The organism is Nocardioides marmoribigeumensis, from assembly GCF_031458325.1.
In the GTDB taxonomy this organism is placed as follows: domain Bacteria; phylum Actinomycetota; class Actinomycetes; order Propionibacteriales; family Nocardioidaceae; genus Marmoricola_A; species Marmoricola_A marmoribigeumensis.
The window spans coordinates 3870027-3895753 of the sequence record NZ_JAVDYG010000001.1; the positions used below are offsets into that span (position 1 = coordinate 3870027).

General features: G+C 72.7%; 28 protein-coding genes and 1 riboswitch. Of the genes, 18 read left to right on the top strand and 10 right to left on the bottom strand.

The annotated features are described in order from the left end of the window. Positions 1–284 precede the first annotated feature (284 nt). The 6 genes from J2S63_RS18365 (at position 285) to J2S63_RS18390 (ending at position 6418) form a co-directional block, all read left to right on the top strand. Positions 285–923 carry a PadR family transcriptional regulator gene (locus J2S63_RS18365; protein ID WP_310305323.1) on the top strand — a complete coding sequence of 213 codons (639 nt, stop codon included), beginning with the start codon at positions 285–287 and terminating at the stop codon, positions 921–923. Further along, positions 920–1660, top strand: a complete 741-nt coding sequence (locus tag J2S63_RS18370) for an ABC transporter ATP-binding protein (protein ID WP_310305326.1) — start codon at positions 920–922, stop codon at positions 1658–1660. The genes J2S63_RS18365 and J2S63_RS18370 overlap by 4 nt, the downstream gene beginning before the upstream one ends. After that, on the top strand, positions 1657–4200 hold the full coding sequence (locus J2S63_RS18375; protein WP_310305329.1) for an FtsX-like permease family protein: 2544 nt from the start codon (positions 1657–1659) through the stop codon (positions 4198–4200). The genes J2S63_RS18370 and J2S63_RS18375 overlap by 4 nt, the downstream gene beginning before the upstream one ends. A gap of 7 nt (positions 4201–4207) precedes the next feature. Next, entirely contained in the window at positions 4208–5095 is an 888-nt protein-coding gene (locus J2S63_RS18380; RefSeq protein WP_310305331.1) for an amidohydrolase family protein, read from the top strand. Positions 5096–5236: 141 nt separating this feature from the next. Further along, positions 5237–5974, top strand: coding sequence for a J domain-containing protein (locus J2S63_RS18385; protein ID WP_310305333.1), 738 nt, complete (start codon positions 5237–5239; stop codon positions 5972–5974). Positions 5975–6010: 36 nt separating this feature from the next. Further along, positions 6011–6418, top strand: coding sequence for an HIT family protein (locus J2S63_RS18390; RefSeq protein WP_310305335.1), 408 nt, complete (start codon positions 6011–6013; stop codon positions 6416–6418). Here the strand turns inward: J2S63_RS18390 and J2S63_RS18395 are convergent. Further along, positions 6411–7445, bottom strand: a complete 1035-nt coding sequence (locus J2S63_RS18395) for a phosphatase PAP2 family protein (RefSeq protein WP_310305337.1) — start codon at positions 7443–7445, stop codon at positions 6411–6413. The two genes, J2S63_RS18390 and J2S63_RS18395, sit on opposite strands and share 8 nt — an antisense overlap. Positions 7446–7541: 96 nt before the next feature. Between J2S63_RS18395 and fabG the strand changes: the two genes are divergently transcribed. The 7 genes from fabG (at position 7542) to J2S63_RS18430 (ending at position 13738) form a co-directional block, all read left to right on the top strand. Continuing rightward, positions 7542–8306, top strand: a complete 765-nt coding sequence (gene fabG / locus J2S63_RS18400) for a 3-oxoacyl-ACP reductase FabG (RefSeq protein ID WP_310305340.1) — start codon at positions 7542–7544, stop codon at positions 8304–8306. A 151-nt stretch (positions 8307–8457) separates the two neighbouring features. Beyond that, positions 8458–8637: riboswitch (cyclic di-AMP (ydaO/yuaA leader) on the top strand. A gap of 6 nt (positions 8638–8643) precedes the next feature. Further along, positions 8644–9249: a C40 family peptidase gene (locus tag J2S63_RS18405; protein WP_310305343.1), complete on the top strand. Its 606-nt coding sequence runs from the start codon at positions 8644–8646 to the stop codon at positions 9247–9249. Positions 9250–9277: 28 nt separating this feature from the next. Beyond that, a complete protein-coding gene (locus J2S63_RS18410; protein ID WP_310305346.1) occupies positions 9278–10291 on the top strand; it encodes a DUF3048 domain-containing protein in 1014 nt (337 codons plus the stop codon). Positions 10292–10487: 196 nt separating this feature from the next. Next, a complete protein-coding gene (locus tag J2S63_RS18415) occupies positions 10488–10739 on the top strand; it encodes a hypothetical protein (RefSeq protein ID WP_310305349.1) in 252 nt (83 codons plus the stop codon). 223 nt (positions 10740–10962) lie between these two features. Continuing rightward, positions 10963–11577: a YqgE/AlgH family protein gene (locus J2S63_RS18420; RefSeq protein WP_310305352.1), complete on the top strand. Its 615-nt coding sequence runs from the start codon at positions 10963–10965 to the stop codon at positions 11575–11577. Positions 11578–11601: 24 nt separating this feature from the next. Beyond that, the gene (locus J2S63_RS18425) at positions 11602–11895 is read left to right on the top strand and encodes a DUF3039 domain-containing protein (protein ID WP_374725124.1); all 294 of its coding nucleotides are present in this window, start codon (positions 11602–11604) and stop codon (positions 11893–11895) included. Between the two features lie 34 nt (positions 11896–11929). Then, entirely contained in the window at positions 11930–13738 is a 1809-nt protein-coding gene (locus J2S63_RS18430; protein ID WP_425573308.1) for a DEAD/DEAH box helicase, read from the top strand. On the opposite strand, the gene J2S63_RS18435 is transcribed toward J2S63_RS18430, so the two are convergent. Then, complete coding sequence (locus J2S63_RS18435; RefSeq protein ID WP_310305354.1) at positions 13735–14187, bottom strand: Lrp/AsnC family transcriptional regulator; 453 nt, start codon at positions 14185–14187, stop codon at positions 13735–13737. The two genes, J2S63_RS18430 and J2S63_RS18435, sit on opposite strands and share 4 nt — an antisense overlap. Positions 14188–14308: 121 nt before the next feature. On the opposite strand from J2S63_RS18435, the gene hppD reads away from it, so the two are divergent. Next, a complete protein-coding gene (gene hppD, locus J2S63_RS18440; protein WP_310305356.1) occupies positions 14309–15532 on the top strand; it encodes a 4-hydroxyphenylpyruvate dioxygenase in 1224 nt (407 codons plus the stop codon). A 112-nt stretch (positions 15533–15644) separates the two neighbouring features. Here hppD and J2S63_RS18445 read toward each other — a convergent pair whose 3' ends face one another. From J2S63_RS18445 to J2S63_RS18460, 4 genes are all read right to left on the bottom strand, one after another. After that, on the bottom strand, positions 15645–16409 hold the full coding sequence (locus J2S63_RS18445) for an amino acid ABC transporter ATP-binding protein (RefSeq protein WP_310305359.1): 765 nt from the start codon (positions 16407–16409) through the stop codon (positions 15645–15647). Next, positions 16409–17203, bottom strand: coding sequence for an amino acid ABC transporter permease (locus J2S63_RS18450; protein WP_310305361.1), 795 nt, complete (start codon positions 17201–17203; stop codon positions 16409–16411). The genes J2S63_RS18445 and J2S63_RS18450 overlap by 1 nt, the downstream gene beginning before the upstream one ends. A 47-nt stretch (positions 17204–17250) precedes the next feature. Then, positions 17251–18045: a basic amino acid ABC transporter substrate-binding protein gene (locus J2S63_RS18455; RefSeq protein WP_310305363.1), complete on the bottom strand. Its 795-nt coding sequence runs from the start codon at positions 18043–18045 to the stop codon at positions 17251–17253. Between the two features lie 72 nt (positions 18046–18117). Then, on the bottom strand, positions 18118–19002 hold the full coding sequence (locus J2S63_RS18460; RefSeq protein WP_310305365.1) for a hypothetical protein: 885 nt from the start codon (positions 19000–19002) through the stop codon (positions 18118–18120). 29 nt (positions 19003–19031) lie between these two features. Between J2S63_RS18460 and J2S63_RS18465 the strand changes: the two genes are divergently transcribed. Further along, entirely contained in the window at positions 19032–20231 is a 1200-nt protein-coding gene (locus tag J2S63_RS18465; RefSeq protein WP_310305367.1) for a homogentisate 1,2-dioxygenase, read from the top strand. Between the two features lie 67 nt (positions 20232–20298). Here J2S63_RS18465 and J2S63_RS18470 read toward each other — a convergent pair whose 3' ends face one another. Together J2S63_RS18470 and ldtCP are read right to left on the bottom strand one after the other, a co-directional pair. Continuing rightward, positions 20299–21108, bottom strand: a complete 810-nt coding sequence (locus J2S63_RS18470) for a choice-of-anchor P domain-containing protein (protein WP_310305368.1) — start codon at positions 21106–21108, stop codon at positions 20299–20301. Positions 21109–21137: 29 nt separating this feature from the next. Beyond that, positions 21138–21992 carry a protein-sorting L,D-transpeptidase LdtCP gene (gene ldtCP, locus J2S63_RS18475; RefSeq protein ID WP_310305371.1) on the bottom strand — a complete coding sequence of 285 codons (855 nt, stop codon included), beginning with the start codon at positions 21990–21992 and terminating at the stop codon, positions 21138–21140. Positions 21993–22204: 212 nt separating this feature from the next. On the opposite strand from ldtCP, the gene J2S63_RS18480 reads away from it, so the two are divergent. From J2S63_RS18480 to J2S63_RS18490, 3 genes are read left to right on the top strand one after another with little or no spacing between them, the layout of a single operon-like run. After that, positions 22205–22738: a DUF1697 domain-containing protein gene (locus J2S63_RS18480; RefSeq protein ID WP_310305373.1), complete on the top strand. Its 534-nt coding sequence runs from the start codon at positions 22205–22207 to the stop codon at positions 22736–22738. Further along, complete coding sequence (locus J2S63_RS18485; RefSeq protein WP_310305376.1) at positions 22731–23171, top strand: nuclear transport factor 2 family protein; 441 nt, start codon at positions 22731–22733, stop codon at positions 23169–23171. Before J2S63_RS18480 ends, J2S63_RS18485 begins: the two co-directional genes overlap by 8 nt. Next, entirely contained in the window at positions 23168–23947 is a 780-nt protein-coding gene (locus J2S63_RS18490; RefSeq protein WP_310305379.1) for an enoyl-CoA hydratase, read from the top strand. Before J2S63_RS18485 ends, J2S63_RS18490 begins: the two co-directional genes overlap by 4 nt. Here the strand turns inward: J2S63_RS18490 and J2S63_RS18495 are convergent. Both J2S63_RS18495 and J2S63_RS18500 read right to left on the bottom strand, forming a co-directional pair. Next, the gene (locus tag J2S63_RS18495) at positions 23934–25178 is read right to left on the bottom strand and encodes an MFS transporter (RefSeq protein WP_310305382.1); all 1245 of its coding nucleotides are present in this window, start codon (positions 25176–25178) and stop codon (positions 23934–23936) included. The two genes, J2S63_RS18490 and J2S63_RS18495, sit on opposite strands and share 14 nt — an antisense overlap. After that, positions 25175–25711 carry an ArsR/SmtB family transcription factor gene (locus tag J2S63_RS18500; protein WP_310305385.1) on the bottom strand — a complete coding sequence of 179 codons (537 nt, stop codon included), beginning with the start codon at positions 25709–25711 and terminating at the stop codon, positions 25175–25177. The genes J2S63_RS18495 and J2S63_RS18500 overlap by 4 nt, the downstream gene beginning before the upstream one ends. Between the last annotated feature and the right edge of the window lie 16 nt (positions 25712–25727).

Below are 25727 nucleotides of genomic sequence, written 5' to 3' on the forward strand. Positions count from 1 at the left end.
CCGTCGCCGGGTCCGGGGCCGACCGTACGCGATCGGAGGCCGCGTGACGGGTTGTTCGGGAACGTCCGAGAAGTGTGTTTCGTCGCGCGCGCCCGTCGCGCGCGTCGTGGCATGGCCGTGCCGGGGAGCAGGGCGCGGGCTGGGGTGTCCGGCGCCGCCGATCCGGGCCTCGGGGGTGCCGGTCACGTCCAAGGGGGGCGTGACCGGCACCGAGGTCCGTCCTGTGGCAGGACACGCGCGTGCCTGCTTGCTATGCACCTACGCGGTATGCATACTCCGTATCCATGTCGATCAAGTACGGGCTGCTGGCCCTCCTGGAGCGCGAGCCGATGTACGGCTACCAGCTCCGCACCGAGTTCGAGGCGGCCACGGGGTCCACCTGGCCACTCAACGTCGGGCAGGTCTACACGACCCTCGCCCGGCTCGAGCGCGACGGCCTCGTCGCGCCGCAGGGTCAGGACCACGACGGACGCGAGCGCTACTCGATCACGCCCGAGGGCCGCGCCGAGCTCACCTCCTGGTTCGGCTCACCGGTCTTCACCTCCGACCGCCCGCGCGACGAGCTGGCGATCAAGCTCGCCTTGGCCGTCACGGTTCCCGGCGTCGACGTCGCGGCGGTCATCCAGCGGCAGCGCGCCGCCTCGATCGTCGCGATGCAGGACCTCACCCGGCTCAAGAAGACCGCCGACGAGCTCAGCTGGACCCTCGTGCTCGAGGCGATGCGCTACCAGCTCGAGGCCGAGGTCAAGTGGCTCGACCACTGCGAGAGCACCCTCGCCCGCCACGGTCGCGGGCGCCCGCCCGAGCCCGCCCGCCCCGGCACCGGGGCCGGTCTCCGCGCCCCCGTCGCCCCGACCACCCCGACCGGCCAGACCAGGCCCGCCAGCCCCGCCAGCCCCGCCAGCCAGGAGAGCGACCGATGACCGAGCCCACCCCCGTCACCCCCGTGCTCGAGATGGTCGACGTCTCCCGCATCCACGGTCGCGGCGACGCCGCGGTCCACGCCCTGCGCGGGCTCTACCTCACCGTCCACCCCGGCGAGCTGGTCGCGGTCATGGGCCCCTCGGGCTCGGGCAAGTCGACCCTGCTCAACCTCGCCGGCGGGCTCGACCAGGCCACGGCCGGCCGCATCCGGGTGCGTGGGCAGGAGCTGGGCTCGCTGCGCAAGGCCGAGCTGGCCGCCGTACGCCGTCGGGCCGTGGGTTACGTCTTCCAGGACTACAACCTCATCCCGAGCCTCACTGCGGCCGAGAACGTCGCCCTCCCGCTCGAGCTCGACCGGGTCCGTGGGCGCGAGGCGAGCCGTCAGGCGCGCGCGGTCCTCGACGAGGTCGGTCTGGAGGGTCTCTACGACCGGTTCCCCGACGACCTCTCCGGAGGTCAGGCGCAGCGGGTCGCCATCGCCCGCGCCGTGGTGGGGGAGCGCAGCCTGATCCTGGCCGACGAGCCGACCGGTGCGCTCGACTCCGACACCGGTGAGCACGTCCTGGCCCTGCTGCGCGCGCGGTGCGACGCGGGCGCCGGGGCGGTGCTGGTGACCCACGAGGCGCGGCACGCCGGCTGGGCCGACCGCGTGGTGTTCCTGCGCGACGGCGCCGTCGTCGACGAGGCCGGCTCGCAGGTCGACGCGGACGCCTTCGTGCTCGGCGGCCGCCGATGAGCCCACGAGCCTGGCGCCCGGCGATCCGTCTCGCCCGGCGCGACCTCGCCCGTCATCCGGTCCGGGCCGGTCTGACCTTCCTGCTCGTCATGCTCCCCGTGATGGTGGCGGCGGCGCTTGCTGTCACGGTGCACAACGGCCGCAGCACGCCCGAGACCTTCGCCACCGAGCAGATGGGCGACGCCGACGCGCTGGTGCGCGTGAGCCCCTGGACCAAGGTCAAGGCCGAGCCGGCCACCTACGGCGCGGCCATCCCCTTCGGCGGCAAGCAGCGGGTGCGCCGCGACCCGGCCACCGTGCAGCTGGACGAGCTCCTGCCGAGGGGCTCGCAGATGCAGCCCGGGCCGGTCTCGGGGTCCCTCGCGCTCGCCACCGGCGGCTCGGCCTTCGCCCAGAGCATCCCCGACGAGGCACTGGCCGACTCGATGGCTCGCGTCGTCACCGGCCGCGAGCCCCGGACCGCCGGCGAGGTGCTGGTCGGCCACGGCGCCGCCAAGGTGCTCGACCTGCTCGGCCCCGGCGGTCGCCCGACCGAGGACGCCGCGCTCGAGCTCGCCGACGGCACGCGCGTCGCCGTCGTCGGCACCGTCGCCACCGACGGCCCCTACCTCCGGATCCTCGGGCGGCCCGGCCTGCCGCTGCAGCAGGACCTCGACGACAACGCGGGACCGGCGTTCCTCGTCTCGTTGCCCGAGCTGTCGACCCCGCAGACCAAGGCGCTGGTGCGCCGACTCGCCGCCGACGGTGTCGCCATGCAGGCCCGCGACGCGATCCTCCATCCCGAGCGCTGGGGCCAGGGCGGCTCCGGTCCCGACGCGGAGTCGGTCGCCGCGGGCGCGCTGGCGATCCTCGTCGGCCTGGTCGAGGTCGTGCTGGTCGTGGGGGCGGCCTTCGCCGTCGCGGGACGCCGGCAGCTGCGCGACCTCGGTCTCATCGCGGCCAACGGCGGCGTCGGCAAGGACGTCCGGAGGCTGATGCTCGCCCAGGGTCTCGTGCTGGGCGTGACGGCCTCCGTCGTCGGGGCCGCAGCCGGCACCGCCCTCGGTCTCGCCGGCGGCCGGTGGGCCGAGCGTCGCTTCGACCTGGTGCTCCACACCTCGGAGGTCCCCTGGCCCGCGGTCGTCGCGGTCACCGTCCTCGGGTCGCTGACCGCGGTGGTGGCGGCCCTCGTGCCGGCCTGGAGCCTCGGTCGCGTGACGCCGGTGCAGGCGCTGTCGGGCCGGTTCCCGCTCCGGCTCCGGGCGGTCCGTCCCCACCGGGGGTCGTTCGTGCTGGCCGGGATCGGCCTGCTCGTCCTCGTCGCGGGCGGCTACCTCACCTCGCGGTGGTTCGCCCCGCGCGGCAGCGAGAACCCCATCGGGCCCTTCGTGTCCGGGCTCGGGCTGCTCCTGCTGCTGGCGGGGGTCGTGTGGGCCACGCCGCACCTCGTCCAGGTCGCCGCAGCCGCCGGACGTGCCCTGCCGCTCTCGGGCCGCTACGCCTTCCGCGCCGCCGGCCGGCACCACTTCCGGACGGCGGCGGCGGCGACGGCGCTGATGTTCACGGTCGCGGTGGCGGTGCTCACCGGCTTCGTCGTCTCGGAGGCGGCCAAGGGGTCGACGTCGGGCGACCCGGACGTGCACGCGCTCTCCGTCGACGGGAGCGCTCGCAACGCCTCCGCCGAGGCGGTCCGCGCGACGATCGAGGACACGCTCGGCCCGGTCTCCTTCGCCGGGAGCCAGGTGCTGGGGACGACGAGCTCCCTGCTGACGATCAGGACCCGCAACGCCTCCAACGAGGTCCGGCAGATCGACCGCGCCTCCCTCGAGACCGTGCCCGGTCCGCTCACCGACGAGCAGCTGGCCGCGTTCGACCGCGGGGCGCTGCTCGTCACGCCGGACGCCTACCTCCCGACGAGGCTCGACGAGGTCCGGATCGGTCTCGAGACCCGCGGGACGAAGCCGCTGGCCACGGTGCCGGTGGTGCGCGTGCCGGCGCCGCGGGTCCCTGACTGGTCGAACATCGGCGCCGCCTTCGTCTCCCCGGCCACCGCGCAGCGGCTCGGCACGGAGCCGAGCTACGCGTCGTACGTCGCCCTCGCGCGGCGCACGATCACCGACGCCGACCTGCAGCGCCTCAACGCCTACGGGATCAGCTCGTGGTCCAACGACCCCGAGCGTCAGAAGGTCGAGCGGTTCCAGTACGCCGGGGTGCTGGGCGCCGGCCTGCTGAGCCTGCTGGTGGTCGGCATCGCGGTCGCACTCGCCTCGGCGGAGGGCCGCGACGAGGCCGCGACGCTGTCGGCCGTCGGCGCCGGGCCGGCTCGGCGACGAGGGATCGGCGCCATGCACGGGCTGTTCCTCGGCCTGGCGGGGCTTGCCCTCGGCGTGGCCGTGGGGCTGCCCGGGGCCCTGGCCTTCGTGCAGCTCAACGGGGAGGCCGGGGTGGACGTGCCCTGGGGATCGTTCCTCGGCACGCTCGCGGCCGTCGCGCTGCTCTCCCCGGTGGCGGGATGGCTGGTCACCCCGTCGCGGCTGCCGCTCACCCGCCGTACGACATGATCGGGCGGTGACCCCACCCGACCTGCAGGACGAGGCTGCGCGCCTCCACACGGTGTGGCGCGAGCTCGGGATCCCCGGCGTCGTCGACGTGCACACACACTTCATGCCGGCCAATGTGCTGGCCAAGGTGTGGGCGTACTTCGACAGCGCCGGGCCCCTGCTCGGCCGGCCGTGGCCGGTGGCCTACCGCGAGGACGAGGACGCCCGCGTCGCGCGCCTCCGGGCGTACGGCGTCCAGCGGTTCACCTCCCTGCTCTACCCCCACAAGCCGGGGATGGGTGCGTGGCTCAACGAGTGGGCTGCCGATTTCGCGGCCCGGACGCCCGACTGCCTGCACAGCGCGACGTTCTTCCCCGAGCCCGAGGCGGGGGAGTACGTCGGGGCCGCGCTCCGCTCCGGGGCCCGGGTCTTCAAGGCCCACGTGCAGGTCGGCGCCTACGACCCCTCCGACCCGCTGCTCGACCCCGTGTGGGAGCAGCTGGAGGAGGCGGGCACCCCGGTCGTCATCCACTGCGCCTCCGGCCCGAGGCCGGGCGCGCACACCGGACCGGGTCCGGTGCGGGAGGTGCTGCGCCGGTTCCCGCGGCTCACGCTGGTGGTCGCCCACATGGGGCTGCCGGAGTACACCCCGTTCCTCGAGCTGGCCGAGACCCACGAGCGCGTGCACCTCGACACGACGATGGCGTTCACCGACTTCGGCGACTTCACCGACCCCGGTGACCTCGACCTGCCGCGCCTGGCCGGCCTGCAGGACCGCATCCTGCTCGGGACCGACTTCCCCAACATCCCCTACCCCTACCTCCACCAGGTCGAGGCGCTGGTGCGGCTCGGCCTCGGCGACGACTGGCTGCGCGCGGTGCTGCGCGACAACGCCGTCCGCCTGCTCGACCTCTGAGCGCGTCCCGCGGGCGCGGGGCATGGACCCGGGGCGGAGGGGGTAGACCCGCCTTGAGCGGAAATGTCCGATCTGCGTGACCTCGGGACGTCAGTCCCGTTGACCTTCGCAGCACGACACACCGCGGGAGAGGTGAGGGAGATGAACGCGTTCCACGTCCTGGGGGTGCGCCCCGGCGCGAGCCCGGAGGAGATCCGCGCGGCCTACCGCCGGCTGGCCCGTGAGCTGCACCCCGACCGGCACGTGCAGGCCGACGGCACCGTGCCGACAGAGGTCCACGAGTCGTTTTGCGAGCTCAACCGCGCCGTCGACGCCGCGCTCAAGGCGCAGAGCATCCCGGTGGAGCCGGTCGTCCCCGCCCCGGAGCCGACCCCGCCCGCGCAGGCCGTCCCGACCCAGCGCCGGGCCCGACCGGCCCCGGCGCGCCGCCCCGCCCGCTTCGTCGACCCCGTCCTGGCGCTCCTCACGGTGCCCAAGGCGGGCGGCCACGCCTGGACCGACGAGCAGCTGGAGCTCTGGGCGCTCACCCTCGTCCCGGCCGCCCGCACGCACGAGCGCGAGGCGCGGCGCCTGGCCCGCGCCGCCGGTGCCGCCAACGTCCACCAGCAGACCCTCGCGACCGCGCACGCGCTGCTCAGCCTCACCCTGCGCGGCCGAGCCGGCGCCCGGGCGCACCGCGTCCGCGGGGCCCTGCCCGCGGCGTACGCCTCCCTCGAGGCCGACCTGCCGCCCTCCGTCGTCGCGCGCCTTCCGCGCCCGGTCCTGGCCCCGCGCACGCGTCGCCGCCGCGTCCCGCTCGGCGCGGGTCTCATCGCGGCCGGGGCCGGCCTGGCCGCCCTGGCCCAGCACCTCCCGCTCGTCCCGGGGCTGCTGGGCTGAGCCGGCCCACCTCGGTCCGGGTGGCACCATCGGCGCATGGACTGCGTCTTCTGCCGGATCGTCGCCGGTGACCTGCCGGCGGCGACCGTGCTCGACGAGCCCGACCTGGTCGCGTTCCTCGACGCCCGGCCGGTCTTCAAGGGGCACGTGCTGCTGGTGCCGCGGCAGCACGTCGTGACGCTCCCGGACCTCCCGGCCGGGCTGCGCGACCCGTTCCTGGAGACCGCGCAGCGCCTGGCGCGCGCAGTCGTCGACGGACTCGGGGCGCAGGGGTCCTTCATGGCGATGAACAACACCGTCTCCCAGTCGGTGCCCCACCTGCACCTGCACGTCGTGCCGCGCACCAAGGGCGACGGGCTGCGCGGCTTCTTCTGGCCACGCACGAGGTACGCCGACGGCGAGGCCGAGGAGTACGCCGGACGGCTGCGTCAGGCGCTCAGCTGACCGACTCGGCGTGCGCCCGGACGCGGGTGGGCGTCGACCGGCGCCGGAAGGCCTGACCGGTGCCCTTGGCCGCGATCCAGGCGCCGACGACACCGAGGACCGTGCCGCCGATGGCGTCGACCGCGTAGTGCCAGCCGAGGTAGATGGTCCCCGGCACCGTCAGGGCCAGGAAGACCCACAGGAAGATCCGCAGCGCGCGGGGCAGGCGCAGCAGCTCGGCGATCACGACCATGGTCACGCAGAGGCCGACGTGCAGGGAGGCGAAGGCGGCGATCGTCTGCACGGCCTGGGTGTTGAACGGGTTGACCAGCACGTCGTGCCGCTCGGCCATCATCGAGACCTGCAAGGAGGTGACGTCGGTGTGGGGCAGCGCGGCGAAGGTGTCGGGCCGGGCGTAGACGGGCCCCAGGGTCGGGACCGCGAAGTAGGTCAGGGCACCGAGCACCCAGTCGACCGCGATCGCGGTGACGTACCACGCGCCGGCGGCGGTGTCGCGGGACCAGACCAGCGCGACGACGAGCGAGGCCGGCACGAAGACGATCCAGGCGATGTAGACGAACGAGAAGAAGTGGGCCGCGAACCCCGTGCCGAGCCACTGGTGCAGCAGCACCGCCGGGTCGTGGCCGAGGAACAGCGCGCGGTCGAGGTCCTCCAGCAGACCGTCCCAGAGGTGGCGGTTGACGAAGGGGACGTAGGACTTCAGGTTGCGGAACGAGGCGTAGGTGACGTACCACGCCGCCAGCCCGAGGAACGCGAACTTCACGTGGGAGGCGTGCCAGCGTTCGCGCACGACCGTGCGGGCCTCGCGCCACACGTGCCACGGCCGTCGTCCGGCTGCCCACAGGGCGCGCGGGGCGACGTCGAGGAGGAAGGCGAGGAGCAGGATCGCCGGGAGCCGGAGGTAGGTCGGGCCCGCGACGCTGTCGGGGTCGCGCACCGGGAGGTCGTAGACCCAGGCGACGACGAACGTGGCGACCAGGAAGATCCCGGCCACCCACGTCGCGAAGCGGAAGCCGCCGGCCTGCATCCGTCCAGTTTAGTGCGTGGGAGACTCGGGCCCGTACTTCTCGCGCCCGCCCAGCGGCGCGTGTCACCGATGTCACTCCCGGAGGTCAGGTCCACCATGAGCCGCTACACAGGTCGAGTCGTGATCGTGACGGGCGCAGCGCGCGGCATCGGCGCCGCGACGGCCCGCCGCTTCGCCGAGGAGGGGGCCTCCGTCGCGGTCCTCGACCTCGACGAGGCCGAGGCCGCGAAGACGGCGGCGACGCTGCCCGTCGACGGCGACGAGAAGGCCATCGGCATCGGTGTCGACGTGGCCGACGCGGCCGCCGTCGAGGCCGCGGTCACCCGGGTCGTCGAGGAGCTGGGCAAGGTCGACGTGCTGGTCAACAACGCCGGCATCACCCGCGACAACCTGCTGTTCAAGATGACCGAGGACGACTGGGACTCGGTGATCAACGTCCACCTGCGCGGGGCGTTCCTGATGACCCGGGCCGTCCAGAAGCACATGGTCGAGGCGAAGTTCGGCAAGATCCTCAACCTCTCGAGCGTCTCCGCGCTCGGCAACCGGGGCCAGGCCAACTACTCCGCGGCCAAGATGGGCATCCAGGGCTTCACCCGCACGCTCGCGCTCGAGCTCGGCCCCTTCGGCATCAACGCCAACGCCATCGCGCCCGGGTTCATCGTCACCGAGATGACCGACGCCACCGCGCGCCGGGTCGGTGTCGAGCCCGAGGCCTACCGCGAGGCGGCGGCCGCGGCCACGCCCGTGCGCCGGGTGGGCTGGCCCGAGGACATCGCCGCCGCCGCGGCGTACCTCTGCAGCGACGAGGCCTCCTACGTCACCGGCCAGACCCTGTACGTCGACGGTGGCGCCAAGGTCTGAGCCACCGCGGGCGACGGGCCGGGCGACGGATCCGGTGGAATCTCGCGCGCGACGCGCCCGATTCCCCGCAATCGCTGGCGCAACCGGGACTGATCAACTACTTTCGTCCGGCTGACAACTCAACACCCGCGCGGGCTCGCCGAGTCCTGCCGTCCGCGACGGGCCGACGACCACTGGCAGGAGTGGGGGACCCAACATCGTGTCCCTCTGACGGTTCCCCCACCGTCACGGGCACTCGGGGTGAAGCAGACCGGCCTCTTCGGAGACCGCGACGCGGAGCACCTTCTGGCTCCAACCCGACAGCTCACCTCACAGGCGTGAGAAGGGATACCCCGGCATGCCTGTGCCCGCGCTCGTCGCTGCGCGCCCGACCGTCCCCGGTCCGGCCCGCTCCACCTCGTCCACCGCGTCGCTGTCCACGCACGTCCTCCGCAAGGCCGCCGTCAACGCCCTCGTGCTGGCGCTGACCGCCCTGGTGCTCGTGGCCCACCCCACCACCGCCCGCCAGGGCACCGCGCCCGCACCGCAGGCGCCCGTCGTCTCCCCGCGGATCACCCACGTCGCGGCCGTCTCGACCCGCATCCGGTCCGCGCTGACCATCGCCCGCAACCAGAAGGGCGACCCCTACCGCTACGGCGCGTCCGGTCCCAACGCCTTCGACTGCTCGGGGCTGGTCTACTACGCCACGCACCGCGCCGGCTTCGGCCACGTGCCGCGCACCTCCTCCGCCCAGGCGCGGTTCATGCGGCACATCAAGCGCTCGGCCATGCGCCCGGGCGACTTCGTGTTCTTCTACGACGGCGGCGGGGTCTACCACGTCGGCGTCTTCACCGGCTGGGACCGCGGGCGTCGGATGATCGTCCATGCGCCGTACACCGGCGCGCGCGTGCGCCGCGAGGCCATCTGGACGAACCGGTGGTTCCCCGGCACGTTGCGGCGGTGATCCCAGCCGCACGTAGGATCCTGGTCCCATGCGCACCGACCGGACCACGACCCGTCCTGCCTGGCTGCGTGCCGGCTCCCTGCTCGCCGCCTCCGCCCTGCTGCTGACCGCCTGCGGCGGCGACAAGAAGGACGGCGGCAGCGACCAGCCCGCGGACCCGCAGGGCACCGGCCACCAGTCGACGCTCTCGCGGATCAACCCGCTGACCGGCGAGCGGCTGGGCGCCCCGCCCAAGCGGCCGATCCTGGCGTTCAAGATCGACAACTCCGGCCACGGCACGCAGGTCGGGCTCGGCAAGGCCGACATGGTCGTGGAGGAGCTGGTCGAGGGCGGCATCACCCGGCTCGCGGCGTTCTACTACAGCAAGGTCCCGCACCGGGCCGGCCCGATGCGGTCGATGCGGGCCACCGACATCGGCATCGTCCAGCCCCTCAAGGCGGTCCTGGTCGCCAGCGGGGGAGCCGGGGTCACCTTGCGGCGCGTGCACGGGGCCGGCATCCGCACCGTGACCGAGGGCGCGCCGGGCTTCTACCGCGGGCAGGGCTACGCGCCGTACAACCTGTTCATGGACGTCGACAAGCTGGTCAAGCCGATGAAGGCGCTCCGGACGACGCCGACGCCCTACCTCCCCTTCGGTGACCAGGACCTGCCCAAGGGCAAGCCCGCCAAGCGGTTCACCGCGGTGTTCAGCACGAGCAGCGCGACCTCCTTCGAGCTGCGCAAGGGGAAGTACGTCAACACCGACTCCAACGCGACCAAGGGCGACGACTTCCTGCCCGACACCGTCGTCGTGCTGCGGGTCAAGGTCGGCCTCGCCGGCTACCGCGACCCCGCGGGCTATCCCGTCCCGGAGACCAAGTTCACCGGTCGCGGACCGGCGGTGGTCTTCCACGACGGTCGGATGGTCCGCGGCACGTGGGTCAAGAACGGGCTGGACCGCGTGGTGACCCTGCGCACCGCTGCCGGGCCGCTGGAGATCCCCGCGGGCAAGGTCCGCCTCGAGCTGGTCCCGGTCAAGGGCGGCGACCTGCGGGTCGGCTGACCGCTGCGGGCCGCTGCGGGCCGCTGCGGAGCCGCTGCGGAGTCTCCTTCGGGGTGAGCCTGAACACAGCTCAGGTCTGCTGAGCGTGGCCTGTGTCCGGCGTCACCGGCGGCCGAGTTGGGGGACGCTGCACTCCGTCCCTACCGTGGTGGACGTGCCGAGACCCGGCACTCTCCACGCACCTGAGGGGGACCCCATGACGGCGACCCGGACGTCCGGCCAGACCTCGACCAGCAGCACCGGCAGCACCTTCGCCGGCCGCCTGCGCGCGGCTGTCGAGCAGGCGCAGCCCTCGGTGCCCGAGCACCGCCGTGCCCGTGACTGGCACGGCTCGACGCAGCACAGCGTGGCCAACCCCCGTCGCACCCGTGGCCTGGTCCGTGAGGACGCGACCGGCGGGGGCGGGACCGGCGACTTCGCCACGCGCCTGCGCCGCGCGGTCGGCTGACCGACCGCGCCCCTGGCCAGGGCTGAGGGGGGACCCTCGCCCTGTCACCGCCCCGGCCCTGCTGACGTGCCCTGCGGGTTTCTCCCTTTGCCTCAGGTGCACTCCTCCCATCGGCGGGGTCGGGGCCGCTCTGCCTTCTCCCGGGCGCGTCCCCCGCTGTGTCCCGTGCCCGGTGTGGGGGCAGGATGGGCCCCGTGAGGGCGAGACGAGGGGCCGCGCGGTGATGGAGATCCCCAGCTTCAGCACCTCCAGCGCCGCGCCCGCCACCGGTCGTCTCCTGGTGGCCACGCCCGAGCTGATCGACCCCAACTTCCGGGACTCGGTCGTGCTCCTGCTCGACCACAACGCCGAGGGCACGCTGGGCGTCATCCTCAACCGGCCCACCCCGATCCTCGTCGCGTCCGTGCTCAGCGGCTGGTCCGCCGCCGCCGAGCCGCCCGAGGTCCTCTTCGAGGGAGGCCCCGTCGACAAGGACTCTGCCCTCGCCCTCGCCGAGGTCCGGGAGTCCGGCGGCGCGCTGGGTCCGCTCGACGCGGCGGCGACCGACCCGATCGGCTTCCGCCGGCTCTTCGGCGACGTCGGGATCATCGACCTCGACACCCCCTCGGAGGTGCTCGGGCCGGCGCTGCACCGCCTGCGCGTCTTCGCCGGCTACGCCGGGTGGAGCCCCGGACAGCTCGAGAACGAGATCGAGCAGGACTCCTGGTACGTCGTCGACGGCGTCCCCGAGGACGTCTTCGTGGCGCACCCGGCCAGGCTGCGCGCCGATGTGCTGCGCCGGCAGCCCGGTGAGCTGGCCTGGGTCGCGACGCGCCCCGAGGACGCTGCACTGAACTGAAGGCCGGCCTCGTAGAATCACCTGGTGACCGATCAGCCGACCACCACGACCACGACGTTGCCCGGCACGGACACCCTGGAGGACACCCGCCTCGACCGTGACCTCGAGACCTACGAGGGCGGGGACCACGAGCGGTTCTCCCACTACGTCGACAAGGACAAGCTGACCGAGGCGATGGTGATGGGCACGCCCGTCGTCGCCCTGTGCGGCAAGGTCTGGGTGCCGAGCCGGGCGCCGGAGAAGTTCCCCGTCTGCCCGGACTGCAAGGAGATCTGGGAAGGTCTCGGCGACGACTCCGACGGCGACCAGGACGCCTGAGCGCCCGGTGACCCGTCCGCACCCCTTGTCGTCCCTGCCTGCCCACACCGCCCACACCGCCCACCCGGACCCCGCGGACGCCGCTCCGCTCCCTCCGGCCTACCCCGACCGCGCCGCCTGGGGCACCGCCCCCAGCCTGCGCGCCTGGCAGGCCGAGGCGGTCCGCGCGTACTTCGAGAAGCGGCCGCGTGACTACCTCGCGGTCGCGACGCCGGGTGCGGGCAAGACGACCTTCGCCCTCACCATCGCCGCCGAGCTGCTCGCGACCCGTGCGATCGAGCGGGTCACCGTCGTGGCCCCGACCGAGCACCTCAAGACCCAGTGGGCCGTCGCCGCGGCCAAGGCCGGCATCCCGATCGACCCGACGTTCTCGGGCACCGCCGGTCGCACCAGCAAGGACTTCGTCGGGGTCGCGGTGACCTACGCCGGGGTCGCGGCCAACCCGCTCGCGATGCGGATGCGCACCGAGCGGTTCCGCACGCTGGTGATCCTCGACGAGATCCACCACGCCGGCGACGCGCTGTCGTGGGGCGAGGCGGTGCGCGAGGCGTTCGATCCGGCGCGCCACCGGCTGGCGCTGACCGGCACGCCGTTCCGCTCCGACGTCAACCCGATCCCGTTCGTCACCTACGCCCCCGACTCCGACGGGGTGCCGCGCAGCGTGGCCGACTACTCCTACGGTTACGCCCGGGCGCTCGCCGACCACGTCGTCCGGCCCGTGCTGTTCATGGCCTACTCCGGCGCGATGTCGTGGCGCACCCGCGCCGGCGACGAGATCGCTGCCCGGCTCGGTGAGCCGCTGACCAAGGACCTCACCGCCCAGGCGCTGCGCACCGCGCTCGACCCCGCCGGGTCGTGGATCCCGTCGGTGCTCCAGGCGGCCGACCGCAGGCTGACCGAGGTGCGTCGCCACGTCCCGGACGCGGGCGGGCTGGTCATCGCCGGCGACCAGGAGTCGGCCCGGGCCTACGCCCGCGTGCTGGCCGAGCTGACCGGCGCCAAGCCGGTGCTCGTGCTGTCCGACGAGAAGGCCTCCTCCAAGCGCATCGAGCAGTTCTCCGCCTCCGACGACCGCTGGATGGTGGCGGTGCGCATGGTGTCGGAGGGGGTCGACGTGCCCCGGCTGGCCGTCGGCGTCTACGCCACGACGACCACCACCCCGCTGTTCTTCGCCCAGGCGGTCGGCCGCTTCGTGCGTGCCCGCCGGCGCGGGGAGACGGCGTCGGTGTTCCTGCCCTCGACCGGGCACCTGCTCGGCCTGGCTTCGGCGATGGAGGTCGAGCGCGACCACGTGCTCGGGCGCGCGGTGACCGACGAGGACGACATCTTCGCCGCCGAGGCTGAGCTCCTCGCGCGCGAGGAGGCGAGCGAGCAGGCGTCGGGGGAGCAGGAGCTCCTGCCGTTCCAGGCCCTCGGCTCCGAGGCGGTCTTCGACCAGGTCGTCTACGACGGCGCCGCCTTCGGTCACGCCGGCGAGGTGCACGTCGGGTCCGACGAGGAGATGGACTTCCTCGGCATCCCCGGGCTGCTCGAGCCCGACCAGGTGCGCGACCTGCTGCGCAGCCGCCAGTCCGAGCGGGCCCGCAAGCAGGCAGAGTCGCCCGCCCCGGCCGCGGCTCCTGCCCCGGCTCGCGAGGAGGTCGCCTTCGAGCAGCTGGGCCGCATGCGCAAGGAGCTCAACGCGCTCGTGGCCGCCTGGCACCACCGCACCGGCCAGCCGCACGGCGTGATCCACGCGGCCCTGCGACGGGAGTGCAAGGGACCTGCCGCCGCAGTGGCCTCGGCCGACCAGCTGCAGGAGCGGATCGACCGCATCCGCCACTGGGCGGCCGCGCGCTCCTAGCCCCCGACCAGCGGCAGCAGCCGAGGGCGGATCTGGGTGTCCAGCGCGATGACGGTGGTGGAGCGCACGATGCCCTCGTGGGCCAGCACAGCGTCGATCACGCGCTGCAGGTCGGCGTTGGACCGGGCCACCACGCGGCACCACATGTCGCCCTCCCCGGTGATGGTGTGGGCCTCGGTGACCTCGGCGATGCCCTCCAGGTGCCGGGCCACGACGTCGTGCCCGACGCCCTGGCGCAGCTGCAGGGTGAGGAACGCGGTGACCGGGTAGCCCAGGGCCGCCGGGTCGAGCGTGGGCGCCCAGCTCGCGACCACGCCGCGCTCGGCGAGCTTGTCGAGCCGGGACTGCACCGTGCCGCGCGCGACCCCGAGCCGGCGCGAGGCCTCCAGCACGCCGATCCGAGGCTCGGCAGAGAACAGGTGCAGCAGCCGGGCGTCGAGGTCGTCCATCAGGTCAGCCTAGCCACCCTCACTGGACAGGACGCATGCTCCCTGCGCGGTTCGGTGGGCAATCTGTCCATCGTGTCGCGGATCTGTTGCCCAGTCTGCCCGTGGCCGCCATCCTGGCGCCATGACGGACCAGATCACCGACCCCACCCCGACCGGCCTCACCGAGGGCGAGCTGCGCGCCGACCTGACCCTCGAGCAGCTCAAGGAGCTCGTCGGCCTGGTGGAGTACGACGCCAGCCGTGACCCGTTCCCGGTGACCGCGATGGACTCCATCGGCTTCGTGGTGGGCAACGCCACCCAGACCGCGGGGTTCTACCAGCTGGCGCTCGGCATGGACCTCGAGGCCTATCGCGGGCCCGAGAACGGCTGGCGGGAGTCCAAGTCCTACGTCCTGCGCTCGGGCAGCGCCCGCTTCGTCTTCACCGGCGCCGTGGACCCCGCCAGCCCGCTGGCCGACCACCACCGCCGCCATGGTGACGGCGTCGTCGACCTCGCCCTCGAGGTGCCCGACGTCGACCGCTGCATCGAGCACGCCCGCTCCGTCGGGGCCACGATCCTGGTCGAGCCGCACGACGAGACCGACGAGCACGGCACGGTCCGCCTGGCCGCGATCGCCACCTACGGCGAGACCCGGCACACCCTGGTCGACCGCAGTCGCTACCACGGGCCGTACCTCCCCGGCTATGCCGCGCGCAGCTCCGCCGTACGCCGGGGGGAGGGGCATCCCAAGCGGCTCTTCCAGGCGATCGACCACGCCGTCGGCAACGTCGAGCTGGGCCGCATGGACGAGTGGGTGGAGTTCTACAACAAGGTCATGGGCTTCACCAACATGGCGGAGTTCATCGGCGACGACATCGCCACCGACTACTCCGCCCTGATGTCCAAGGTCGTCGCCAGCGGCAACCACCGGGTGAAGTTCCCGCTCAACGAGCCGGCGGTGGCGCGGAAGAAGTCGCAGATCGACGAGTACCTCGAGTTCTACGCCGGCGCCGGCTGCCAGCACATCGCCCTGGCCACCAACGACATCCTGCGGACCGTCGACCTCCTGCGGGACAACGGGATCGAGTTCCTCGACACCCCCGACTCCTACTACGACGACCCCGAGCTGCGGGAGCGCATCGGCAACGTGCGGGTGCCCGTCGGGGAGCTCAAGCGCCGCCGGATCCTGGTCGACCGCGACGAGGACGGCTACCTGCTCCAGATCTTCACCAAGCCGATGGGCGACCGGCCGACGGTGTTCTTCGAGTTCATCGAGCGCCACGGCTCCCTGGGCTTCGGCAAGGGCAACTTCAAGGCGTTGTTCGAGGCCATCGAGCGCGAGCAGGACGCCCGCGGCAACCTCTGAGAGGGCCGCTTCAAATTCACTAGGTACCTAGTGAAACTGGCACTTCCCGAGCGAAACTTCGCTCGGGAAGTGACAACGTCACTAGGTACCTAGTGAAACTGCACCCAGCGGCTCAGAGGACCTTGGAGAGGAAGGACTGGGTGCGCTCGTGCTGGGGGTCGGCGAGCACCTCGCGGGGGTCGCCCTCCTCGACGATGACGCCGCCGTCCATGAAGACCAGCTTGTCGCCGACCTCGCGGGCGAACCCCATCTCGTGGGTCACGACCATCATCGTCATGCCCTCGGAGGCGAGGTCCTTCATCACCTGCAGCACGTCACCGACGAGCTCGGGGTCGAGCGCGCTGGTCGGCTCGTCGAAGAGCATCATCTGGGGCTCCATCGACAGTGCCCGTGCGATCGCGATGCGCTGCTGCTGGCCTCCCGAGAGGTGGGCGGGGTAGGCGTCCTCGCGCTCGGCCAGGCCGACCTTCTCGAGGTTCTTGCGCGCGATCGCGACCGCCTCTTCGCGCTTGCGGCCCTTGACCTTCTCCTGGGCGATGCAGAGGTTGCGCATCACGGTCAGGTGGGGGAAGAGGTTGAACTGCTGGAACACCATGCCGATGCGGCTGCGGACCTTGTCGAGGTCGACGTCGCGGTGGGTGATCTCCTCGCCGGCGACGAAGATCGTGCCCGACGTGGGCTCCTCGAGCCGGTTGATGCAGCGCAGCAGGGTCGACTTGCCGGACCCGGAGGGTCCGATCACGCAGACCACCTGACCGGCGTCGACGGTGAAGTCGATGCCCTTGAGCACCTCGTTGTCCCCGAAGTACTTGTGCAGGTCCTGCACGTCGATCGCGTGGTCGCCGCGCGCCTGCGGCGCCGTGTTCTTCTCGGACATCAGCGGGCCCTCTCGGAGCGAGCTTCCATGCGCCTCACCACGATGGAGAGCGGGACGGTGATGATCAGGTAGCAGAGTGCGGCCACCGTGAGGGGGGTCAGGTTCGCCTCGTCGTTCAGGCCCTCACGCCCGAACTTGGTGAGCTCGTACTCCGTGATCGAGAGGCCGAGCACGTAGACCAGGGAGGAGTCCTTGGTCAGCAGGATGAGCTCGTTGGTCAGCGGCGGCAGGATGATCCGGAACGCCTGCGGGACGACGATCGAGATCATCGCCCGGCTGTTGGTCATGCCGAGCGTGCGGGCTGCCTCCATCTGTCCCTTGGGCACGGCCTGGATGCCGGCCCGGATCGTCTCGGCCATGTAGGCCGCACCCACCAGGCCCAGCGCGATCGTCACCGTGCCGAACGTGCCCCCGGGCAGCTGTCGCCCAGGGAACGCGGTCGGCAGGCCGAAGTAGAGGCCGATGAAGACGATCAGCGCCGGGACGCCCCGGAAGAACTCGATGAACCCGGTCGCGATCCAGCGGTAGGGGCCCACCGGCGAGAGCCGCATGAGCGCGAGGATGAGCCCCAGGATCAGGCCGAAGGTGAACGCCCCCAGCGTGTAGAGGATCGTGTTCTTCAGTGCCGTCGTGATGACGCCCGGGAACTGCTTCTTGACCAGCGCAGGGTCCAGGAAGGCGTCCTTGAGCGTCCCCCAGTCGGCGGCGAACAGCAGTCCGAGGATCAGCAGCACCAGCACGGCGTACTGGATCGCTCGGCTGACCTGGGCTCGCTTGCGGGGGGTCATCGCCATGGCTGGCTCCTGGAGGCAGGCGGGTCAGAGGACCGTCGGGACGGGCGTCACTTCTTGGGGGCGGTGCCGAACCACTTCTTGTAGATCGTGTCGTACTTGCCGCTGGACTTGAGGTCCTTGATGACCTTGTTGGCCGACTCGAGCAGCTTGTCGTTGTTGCCCTTCTGGACCGCGAAGCCGTAGGACTCGCCGGTGTTGAACTCGGCGGTGACGTAGGTGCCCTTGTTGCTCTTGGCGAAGTCGAGCAGCGGACCGTTGTCCTGGATGACGGCGTCGACCTGGCCGGTCTTGAGCGCCGTGGTCTGGAGGCCGAGGTCCTCGAAGGACTTGAGCTTCACGTCCTTGGGCGCGTTCTGCTTGGCGTAGAGCTCACCGGTGGTGCCGGACATGACCGCCAGCGACTTGCCCTTCAGCGCCTCGAGGGAGTCCAGCGACTGGTCCTTGGTGAGGAGCGCCTGCGAGGCGTCGAAGTAGGGGTCGGTGAAGTCGATCGCCTTCTCGCGCTCGGGCGTGATCGTCATGCCTGCGGCGGCGATGTCGCACTTGCCGGCGTTGAGCGACTGGCCGGACTGGATGCCCTCGAAGCCGGTGATCTCGATCTTGACATCGAGGTTGTTGGCCTTCGCGACCTCCTTCATCAGGTCCATGTCGAAGCCGACGATCTGGCCGTTCTGCTTGAACTCGAACGGCTTGTAGGGCAGCGAGGTGCAGACCGTGAGCTTGCCGTCGTTGACGACCTTGACCCCGCTCTTCGTCGTCTTGGTGTCGGTGGCACAGGCACTCATGGCGAGCACGAGCGACGAGGCGGCGGCGAGGGACAGCGCTGAGCGGAGTCGAGTCATGGTGGTCACCCTAGACACACGACGGGCGGATGTCGTTCACCAAAGCGTTACGAACCGGTGTCGGGTCGCGGGTCAGGCCAGGCCGAGCGAGACCAGGTCGTGCCACGGGTCCTCGACGCCGCAGCACCCGAACGAGGTGAACCAGCGACGCGTCCGCGCCACGCCGTCGGCGCCCAGACCCCGCACCCTCTCGGCCACGACCTCCGCGTCGCGCTCGGCCAGCGCGGCGCCGGCGGACTCCCCGTCGAGCGAGGCGCGCGTGGCCAGCAGGACGTTGAGGAAGCCGTGGTGCTCGAAGCCGGTGGGCCCGGCGCGGTGGCGTACGGCGCGGTGCAGGCCCGCCGTGCACTTGAACGCCAGCTCCCGGTCCAGCAGCGCCTCGATCGCGGCGGCCAGGCCGGCCTCGGTGGGGAACAGGTCGGCCTCCACCCCGCCGGTGCGCAGCTTGCCGCGCAGGTCGCCCATGGCGATCTCGTCGGCCGCCGCGAGCCAGCCGGGCGACGGCTCCTCGGGCGTCGCCGCCACGCCGAGCTGCGGGAGCTCGACGTGCACCGGCACCTCGTCGGGCAGGTCGTACGACGCCTGCTGGGCCGCGGCGACCACCCGCCGGGCGTTGCCGGGGAGGTCGTCGAGGTCGCGCAGCGCCACCTCGATCCCGGCGAGGCGGACCCGGCCCGAGGCGAACCAGCGGGGGAGCGGCGCGAGCCCGCCGGCCCCACCGGAGACCACGACCGTGACCGGGAGCGGCTCGGCGTCGGGCGGGACGAGGTCGGCGAGCCCGGGCAGGGCGCGGTCCCCGACCACGAGCGGCCCGACCAGCGGCGCCCAGCCGGCCGACTCGCGCCGGTCGAGCCAGGCCGTGACGGCGTCGGCGAGGTCGGCGTCGCCGGGCGGGAAGACGGCGGCGTCGTCGGTGAACGAGGTCCACTCCTGGGGCACGGTGAGGTCGCTGGACACCCTTTCGAGGTTAGACGAAGGTGGATGGCATGGCGTTCTACAGGCAGGTCGGGACCGTCCCGCAGAAGCGGCACACCGTGCTCCGTGACGACGAGGGCGCCCTGCTCCGCGAGGAGCTGATGGGGGAGGAGGGCTTCTCCTCCGACTCCTCGCTGCTCTACCACCGCGGCGTCCCGTCGTCGATCGTCGCCAGCGAGATCTGGGACCTGCCCGACCACTCGACGACGCCCAACCACCCGCTCAAGCCGCGGCACCTCCGGCCGCACCGGCTCTTCGACGAGTCGATGTCCGCCGACGTCGACGCGGTCACCGGACGGCGTCTGCTGCTGGGCAACGGCGACGTGCGGATCGCCTACGCGGTCGGTGCGGCGACCTCGCCGTACTACCGCAACGCGCTGGGCGACGAGTGCGTGTTCATCGAGCAGGGCTCGGGCGTCGTGGAGACGGTGTTCGGGGCGCTGCCCTACCGCTCCGGCGACTACGTCGTCGTGCCGCGCGCGACCACGCACCGCTGGGTGCCGGGCGAGCTGACCCGGTGGTACGCCGTCGAGGCCAACAGCCACATCCACCCGCCCAAGCGCTACCTGTCCCGGTTCGGGCAGCTGCTCGAGCACGCGCCGTACTGCGAGCGCGACCTGGACGGCCCCGACGAGCCGCTGCTGGTCGAGGGCGAGGACGTCGAGGTGCTGGTCAAGCACCGCGGCCAGGGACCGGGTGGCGTCGTCGGCACCCGCATGGTCCATGCCACGCACCCGTTCGACGTGGTGGGCTGGGACGGCTGCCTCTACCCCTACACGTTCAACGTCGAGGACTTCATGCCGATCACCGGCAAGGTGCACCAGCCCCCGCCGGTGCACCAGGTCTTCGAGGGCTGGAACTTCGTGATCTGCAACTTCTGCCCGCGCAAGGTCGACTACCACCCGGCCGCGGTGCCGGTGCCCTACTACCACTCCAACGTCGACAGCGACGAGATCATGTTCTACGTCGAGGGCGACTACGAGGCCCGCAAGGGCAGCGGCATCGACCGGGGCTCGATCTCGGTGCACCCGGGTGGCCACGCGCACGGTCCGCTGCCGGAGGCCATCGAGGCCTCCTTGGGCAAGGAGTACTTCGACGAGCTGGCGGTCATGGTGGACACCTTCCGCCCGCTCGACCTCGGCGAGGGCGGACTCGGGTGCGAGGACCCGGCGTACGCCTGGTCCTGGGCCGGGCGCCGGCTGGGGGACTGACCCGGGAACGACGACGTCCGGCCGAGCGGCGCCGAGGCGCCGGCTCGACCGGACGAGGGAGGTCGCGTCAGCCGGTGACCGGGAGGCTGCGGGTGACCGGCTTCGGGGCGGGCGCCTGGGCGGGCGCGCGACCGGCGGCCGCGGTGCCGCAGGTGGCCGACCCCAGCGTGAGCACCTCGGTGCCGTCGCCGAGGCTGACCACGAGGCCCTGGACGCTGAACGAGCCGTCGGCGTTCTTGGTCTGCTTGTTGATCGTCACGTTGAGCAGCGGGTCGGCCGGGATCGAGGTGTTGGGCGCGGTGCTCGGCACGTCGACGGCCTGGCCGAGGAGCTTGAGGCCGGCCACACGGACGTCACCCTTGGTGCCCTGGCAGCTGACCTCGATCACCTTGGCGCCCAGCAGGGAGTCCGGCGGGGTCAGCAGCACCTTGCACACGTCGCTCAGCTGGGCCGGCGTGGTCGGCGTGGGGATCGGCAGGCCGGGGACCTCGGGCAGGGTCGGCAGGTCGGGCACCTGGTCGGTGGCCTGCTGGCAGGCGTCGACCAGCTCCTGCGGCGGGGGCGGCAGCTGCTCGAGCAGGCCACCACCGACCGACGCGTCGACCAGGGTGATGCCGGCCTTGCGGTTGCCGGCGTAGAGCGCGGAGATCGTCGCCGAGGCCAGCGGGTTGTCGGGCAGGCTGCCCGCGCTGGACTGCTTCAGCGTGCCGTCGGAGGAGCTGATCGCAGGCATCGGCTCGATCGGGACCGGGCCCTCGGCGCTGATGCCGAACGCCGAGGACGTCGAGGAGTCGGCCTGGCCGGGGGAGGCCAGCGTGATCGACGCGGCGGTCAGGGCCGCGACGGTGCCGGCGGCGAGGAGGGCGGTCTTCTTCATCATGTTTCTCCGTTGTCTCTATCGGGGGATCAGCGGTTGTCGATCGACACCTGGGTGCCGAGCGGGAGGTTGGTGAGGCGGCTCAGGGCGTCGGACGGCACGCGGATGCAGCCATGGCTGACCGCCTGCCCGAACACCGAGGGGTCGGGCCAGGTGTGGAAGGCGACGGTGCCCGGGCCGCCGCCGTAGGTGTCGAGGGTGTCGCTGTGGGTGCCCAGCGGGAGGAGGAAGGGCGAGTAGGACTGGCCGGGGTCGGCGATCAGCGCGTGCACGAAGGTCAGGCCGGTCGGGGTCGGGGTGGCGGGGGCGCCGACCGCGACGCTCCAGCTGCCGACCTTGCGGCCGTCGTACAGCAGGTCGAGGGTGCGGCTGCCCAGGTGGACACGGGCGGCGTAGGGGCTCCGGCGGGTGTCGAGGTCGCGGGCCCAGATCCAGCCGGCGGAGGCGTTGGGCCGCGAGGGCAGCAGGACCCGCACCCAGCCGGGGCGGCGGGCGACGACCGGGAGCCAGGTCTGCGAGAGCGTCCGCGGCCTGACCTTGGCGAAGGGACGCTTGCCCGGGCGGGCGAACACCGCGACCGTTCGGATGGGGTGCACGACCTGGCCGGCCCTGGCCTGTCGGCCGGTCACCAGGCGCGGGGCGGCCTTGATGCGGGCGTGGGTCGTGGAGGCGGGCAGGTGCTCGAGGTTGACCTGGGGCGCGGCGACCAGGCCGGCACGATCGTTGCCGAAGGGCCTCCAGCCGGTCACGGCGACGGCCCCGGCGAGGACCAGGCAGAGGACGGTCACCTTGACCAGCGAGCGCGCGAGCGCGCTGCTCAGGCCGGCGACGACCGTGGACACCTCGTCGGCCCCCTTGACCAGCGGGCCCACGAGCGCGCTCATGGACGCCGTCGGGGTGCGACGGGCTACACGTCGGCCCTGCGTCATGGTTGGCTCTCCCTCGAGTCACCGCCGAGGCGGTGTCGTGCTCTTCTCCCCGTGCTGCGTTCAACGAGGGGGACCCCCACGGGTCACGGGGGAGGGCGAAGAATTTTACTGAACAAGGTTCGGGTTTTCTTGACACGAGCCTGGCCGAGTGGGAAAAGGGGGAGCCTGTGCCGACGTACGTCGCTTTCCTCCGCGCGATCAACCTCGGGGCGACCCGCAAGGTGCCGATGAAGGAGCTCGTCCCGTGCCTGGAGGAGGCGGGGTTCGAGGACGTCGCCACCCACCTCGCGACCGGCAACGTGCGGCTGCGGTCGCGCCGCCGCACCACCGACAGCGTCGAGGCGGCGGTGGAGGAGGCGCTGGCCGAACGGTTCGGCTTCGAGGTGCCCGCCGTCGTGCTCACCCTCGAGGAGCTGGCGCGCGTGGTCGAGGAGGCCGAGGCGACTCCCGAGGTGAGACGGGCCTACGTGACGCTGCTGAAGAAGGCACCTCCAGAAGGGGTGGTCCACGAGCTCGACTCGTGGTCGGCCGAGGACGAGGGCGCCCGCGTCGGGCGCCGTGCGGTCCACTGGTGGGCCGACCACGACATGCACGCCGGTCGGCTCGACAATGCCGTGGTGGAGAAGCACCTCGGCGTCGCCACCACGCGGAGCCTCAAGGTCGTCCGCACCGTGCACGAGAAGTGGGGGTCCGATGACTGAGCCAGGCACCGTGGCCGCAGCGTTCCGGGACGCGGTGATCGCCCGCGACCCCGAGGCGATGGAGGCCGTGCTCGCCGAGGACGTCGTCTTCCGCAGCCCCGCCGTGCACCAGCCGTACGCCGGCAGGGTGGCCACCATGGTGGTCCTGCGGTCGGTGCTGCGCGTGCTCGAGGACTTCGGCTACGAGCGCGCGTTCGCCACCGAGGACGGCAGCGGGCACGTGCTGGAGTTCGTCGCCCGCGTCGGCGCCCGCGAGGTGCAGGGGGTCGACATGCTCGCGACCGCCGAGGGGCCTCGTGACCGAGCTGACCGTCCTGATCCGGCCGATGTCGGGGCTCGCCGCGGTCGTCGACCGCATGGGCGAGGTCATCCCCGAGGTGATGGCCGAGCTGGGCCTGGCCTGATCGCGGTCCCGCTAGGGTCGCCGCCATGACGACGACCACCCAGCTCGAGACCACCAAGGGCGACGGCGTCCTGCGGATCACCTTCCGTCGCGAGGAGGCGTTCAACGCCCTCAGCGAGGAGATGGCCACGGGCCTCGTGCAGGCGCTGCACGCCGCCGTCTCCGACGACGAGGTGCGCGTGGTCGTGATCGCCGGCAGCGGCTTCGCGTTCAGCGCGGGCGCCGACCTCACCGGCGACAACCCGGTCGAGAACTTCGACGAGCGCGCGATGGAGGGCGCGGCCGCGATCATCCGGGCGGTTGTCCAGCTGGACAAGCCGGTCATCGCCGCGGTCAACGGCGTCGCGGCGGGCGTGGGCGCGTCGGTCTGCTTCGTCGCCGACCTCGCGGTCTGCAAGGAGTCGGCCGCCTTCATCCTCGCCTTCTCCCAGATCGGGCTCATGCCCGACGGCGGCTCCTCGCTCAGCGTCGCGGCCTCGGTCGGCCGCGCCAAGGCGATGCGCATGGCCCTGCTGGCCGAGCCGCTCCCCGCCCGGGAGGCGTACGACGCCGGGCTGGTGAGCCACGTGGTGGCCGACGACGAGTTCGACGCGCTGGTCGACAAGCTGGCCAGGCGCCTGGCCTCGGGGCCGCCGGTCGCCCTCGCCGCCACCAAGCGGGCGATCAACGCCGCCACGCTCGGCGGCCTGGAGGACGCCCTGGACCGGGAGGGGCGCGGTCAGGTGATGCTCTTCGGCACCGAGGACGCCGGCGAGGGCATGCGCGCCTTCGTGCAGAAGCGCCGCCCGGCCTTCACCGGTCGCTGAGGGCGTCCTCCGCCACCGGGGCGCGGGCGAGGTCGCGCACCGGCCGTGAGGTGAGCACCAGCCCGCACGCGGCGACCCAGAGCATGCCCGCGCCGACCAGGACCGGGCCGTAGCCGAGGGCCTCGCCCAGCGGTCCGAGCGCCAGCTGGCCGACCGGCATCGCGACGTAGGACCCCAGCGCGTCGTAGGAGTAGGCCCGCGAGAGCTGGTGCTCCTCGACGTGCTCCTGCATCGCGAGGTTCCAGCCCAGGTTGAAGATCTCGAACCCCATGCCGGCGAGCACGGCCGCGGCGACCACCAGCCACAGCACCGGGGCGGAGCCGAGCAGGACCAGCGGGACGCCGGCGAGGGCGATGCCGGCCACGCCCCACCGCAGCGGCCGGTCGAGCCGCACGCGGAGCATGATCGCGGTCATCAGGAGCAGGCCGACGGACTCCGCGGACAGGACCAGGCCCCACCCCTGCTCGCCGAACGTGCGCTTGGCCTGCGCGGGCCCCAGCGTCAGCCACGCGCCCGACTGCAGGGCGTTGAGGACCGAGAAGCCCGCGACCACCACCCACAGCCAGGTCGTCGAGCGGAACAGGTCCCATCCCTCCCGGAGGTCCGCGAGCGCCGAGGGCGGGTCGGCCGGACGCTCCGCGCGTGGCACGCGTACGCCGAGCAGCGCGCCCGCGGACAGCGCCCAGCACAGCGCGTCGACGGCCAGGGCCCAGCCGGGTCCGGCGGCCACGACGAGGAGGGCGGCGATGCTCGGACCCACGACGGTCAGTGCGCCGCGGGAGACCGACAGCAGCACGTTGGCGCGCTGGAGCTCGCGCCGCTCGACGAGCTGGGGGAGCAGCCCGGCCATCGCCGGGAACGAGACCGCGGAGGCCAGGCCGTGGACGGCGCTGAGCACCACCATCGAGGTGACGTCGGCACGGCCGGCCACCACGAGCGCGGCCAGGACGCCCTGGGAGGCCGCCGAGACGAGGTTGCCGCCCTGCATGACCAGCGTGCGCGGCCACCGGTCGGCGACCACCCCGCCGACCAGCAGGAAGAGCACCATCGGCACGGTGTGCGCCGCGAGCACCACCCCCAGCTCGGAGGCCGAGCCGCCGTCGAGGTCGAGCACGGCGAACGCGAGGGCCACGTTGGCCATCGACAGCCCGAGGAGGTTGACGGTGCGGGAGGCGAAGAACCACCCGAAGTCGCGCTGGCGGAGCAGGCCGAACGAGTCCGGGAGCCTCACGGCCGCCGGTCCTGCATCACGAAGGAGAACACCGACAGGGACACGGGCTGGGTCCCCTCGGCGCGCGGCGGCCCGGCCTCGTCGTGCAGCAGCTCCGCCGCGCGCCGCAGCAGGTCGCGCGCCTCGGCGTACACCTCGGGGGTGACCCAGACCTCGGCGTCGGCGACGAGGCCGCCCGTGCCGGTGGCCCGCTGGGCGTAGCGCCGGCGCAGCTCGTCGGCCGCGGCCTGGACGAACAGCTCGCCGGCCTCCCCGCGCTCCTCGGGGCCGCCCTCGGGCTGCGGGGCGCGGTCCTCGAGGCGCCAGGGGTGGCGGTAGCGCTTGGCCAGCCCGCCGCGGATGCGCTCCTCGCCGACCACCTCGAGCTCGCCGGCGTCGAGCAGGAACCGCAGGTGGTAGGAGGCGTTGGCGTGCGTGACGCCGAGCTCGCGGGCCACCTCGGCCGCGGTGAGGTCGGTGCCGGTGAGCAGGGAGAGCATGCGCAGGCGCAGCGGGTGGGCGAGGGCGCGCAGGTGCGCGGCGGACTCGGGCACGGTGACCTCCCAGGAC